The sequence below is a fragment of the Sphingopyxis sp. genome, assembly GCF_035565275.1.
GTDB lineage: Bacteria > Pseudomonadota > Alphaproteobacteria > Sphingomonadales > Sphingomonadaceae > Sphingopyxis.
Genome location: NZ_DATMST010000281.1, coordinates 1 through 2505, shown reverse-complemented (window position 1 = coordinate 2505; position 2505 = coordinate 1). Strand labels below are relative to the sequence as shown.

Below are 2505 nucleotides of genomic sequence, written 5' to 3'. Positions count from 1 at the left end.
CCTCGCGCACCGGCCCGGCGATCGCGCGGGCGGCCGGGGTCGGCACCAGCCGGTTGCCCTGCCGCACGAAGAGCGCGTCGTCGAAGGTATCGCGCAACCGGGCGAGTGCGTGGCTGATCGCGGGCTGCGACAGGTTGAGGTGCCGGGCGGCCGCGGATACACCGCCCCTGGCGAAGATCGCGTCGAATATCCTGAGCAGGTTGAGGTCGAAGCGGGCAAGGTGCCGCAAAGCAATCTCCCGGACAAGGTCGGCATATGGACGGGTTCCGGCCCATAAAGGTCCGCGGCGCCGAAGGGAACAGCGATAGCGGCTTTCAGGCGTGGGGACCGCGGATCGGGCGGGCCCAACAACAAAGGGCTGCCCCTTCCGGAGCAGCCCTTCCATTGTCGTGCCTGTCGCGGACAGCTTAACCGAGCTTTACCCCCGCGAGGAAGGTCGTGCCCGTATCTGCCGCATGCGGCGTGTGACAATGAGACATTCGACCACCTCCTTTCGCTTGTTGACGATAGGGACAATGTAGGATTTCCGGCGACGGGTTCAAGCCGTTTGCGTTCATGCGCCGGGCGCGCGAAAGCCGGGCTTGCCGTTTGCCCGCCGGAGCGGAAAGATGCGTCTGTCGGAATCGCCTGGATACTGGATAGAGGAAGAGCTTATGGCCCATGGCATCGCCCGCATCGGCAATGATCGTTATCGCACTGAAATCACGGTCAGCGGCCACGACCTGATCGCTGACGAGGGGGCGGGGCTCGGCGGCGGGAATCTGGGACCCGCACCGTACGACCTGCTGCTCGCCGGGCTGGGCGCCTGCACCGCGATCACGCTGCGCATGTATGCCGATCGCAAGCAATGGCCGCTCGAATCGGTCGAGGTCGGGCTGCGGCTGCTGAACAGGGACAGGCTTCGGATCGATCGCGTGCTGACGATCGCGGGCCTCGATGACGAGCAGATGGCGCGGCTGGCCGATATCGCCGAGCGAACCCCGGTGACGCTGACGCTGAAGGGCGGGTTGCCGATCGACACGCGGCTCGCCTGACCGGCGGCTACTGGACATATTGTCTCACATCACTTATATACCAGCCGTTATGGAAATCGAAACCCTCCCTGCCTCCGCCCCGCACAAGGGCCGCCCGCGCGAATTCTGCGTCGATGCGGCGCTGGCGTCGGCGCTGCGCGTCTTCTGGTCGAAAGGCTATGAAGGCGCGTCGATGGCCGATCTGACCGAGGCGATGGGGATTACCAAACCCAGCCTTTACGCCGCCTTCGGCAACAAGGAAGCGCTCTTCAACAAGGCGCTTGACCTTTATGAGCGCGAGAAGGCCGATTATATGCACGCGGCGCTCGATGCGCCGACCGCGCGCGGCGTCGCCGAGCGACTGATGTACGGTGCGCTCGACATGTACACTTGCCCCGAGAATCCGGACGGATGTCTCGGCGTCATCACATCGGTTGCGTGCGGTGCCGAGGCCGAATGTATTCGTCAGGCCGTGCTCGAACGCGGCGCGGCGGCGAAGCGCGCGATGCTCGAACGCTTCGCGCGTGCCAAGGAAGAGGGCGACTTCCCGCCCGACACCGATGCAGAAGGCCTTGCCGCTTTCCTGACTGCGGTGAATCAGGGCATGTCGGTGCAGGCGGGTGCCGGCGCAACGCGCGCCGAGCTCGAACGCCTCGTCGAAACCAGCCTGAAGCTGTGGCCGGGGCGCTAGTAGAAAAATTTTACTGCCCGGTACAGAATGCGCTTGACGCAGCGCAACATGACTTATATACCACTCAGTATACAAAGATAGGGCTCTCCCCCGGAGCGACCGCCGCGTGAGATCATGCGGCGGTCGGATCCACCAGCATTGTTTCATTTTCCCGGGAGCGGGCTCTGCTCCGGTCGGGCGTCCGCTGACGTTCGCCCGCAAGATATAACAGGGACCCCGCGCGCGCATTTTCGATGCGGGTGACGGGACGGGGCGGCCATCCTCTTCGAAGAGGGCCGTCTGGCATCAACGACTGTTTCAAAGCCGTTCGGGAGGCCCGCCTTCCGCATCGCGACCCCCTGCGCCCCGCGCGCAACCGACGAACGAACGAAAAGAAGAGGGCATTTTCATGACCGTCCACACTCCGATCGAAAAGCTCGACCCCGCTGATGCGAAGGTCCGCCGCGAACTCAAGACCCTCCTTCACCCCGCGCGCGGGCGCCGTGCCGCCTGGATCGGCGCGTTCATCGTGCTGGTTGTCGGTGCCTGGTGGTTGCTCCGTGACGGCGCGCCGCAGGCTGCCGCCGCCCCCGCGCCCGTGCTGACAGTTGCGACGCCGATCGCGCGCGACGTGACGCTGTGGGACGAATATATCGGCCGGTTCGAGGCGTCGAAGGCGGTCGAGGTGCGCCCGCGCGTTTCGGGCGCGATTACCGCGATCCACTTTACCGACGGCCAGATCGTGCGCCAGGGCCAGCCGCTCTTCACCATCGACCCGCGTCCCTATCGCGCCGCGCTCGCCGAAGCGCGCGCCTCGGCCGC

At 65.5% G+C, this 2505-nt stretch carries 4 protein-coding genes; 3 read left to right on the top strand and 1 reads right to left on the bottom strand.

The genetic code is table 11. The features are described from left to right. On the bottom strand, nucleotides 1–229 hold a 229-nt coding region (locus VN047_RS18675; protein ID WP_325545330.1), incomplete at its 3' end, for a LysR family transcriptional regulator. 424 nt (nucleotides 230–653) lie between these two features. Between VN047_RS18675 and VN047_RS18670 the strand changes: the two genes are divergently transcribed. The 3 genes from VN047_RS18670 to VN047_RS18660 all read left to right on the top strand — a co-directional run. After that, on the top strand, nucleotides 654–1034 hold the full coding sequence (locus tag VN047_RS18670; protein WP_325545328.1) for an OsmC family protein: 381 nt from the start codon (nucleotides 654–656) through the stop codon (nucleotides 1032–1034). Between the two features lie 49 nt (nucleotides 1035–1083). Next, a complete protein-coding gene (locus tag VN047_RS18665) occupies nucleotides 1084–1704 on the top strand; it encodes a TetR/AcrR family transcriptional regulator (protein ID WP_325545326.1) in 621 nt (206 codons plus the stop codon). Nucleotides 1705–2092: 388 nt separating this feature from the next. Continuing rightward, the coding region (locus VN047_RS18660; protein ID WP_325545324.1) for a biotin/lipoyl-binding protein at nucleotides 2093–2505 on the top strand (413 nt) is incomplete at its 3' end.

Bases quoted from the DNA above. Each gene is read 5' to 3' on its own strand.
- VN047_RS18670 (WP_325545328.1), top strand. From the start codon at position 654: ATGGCCCATGGCATCGCCCGCATCGGCAATGATCGTTATCGCACTGAA.
- VN047_RS18665 (WP_325545326.1), top strand. From the start codon at position 1,084: ATGGAAATCGAAACCCTCCCTGCCTCCGCCCCGCACAAGGGCCGCCCG.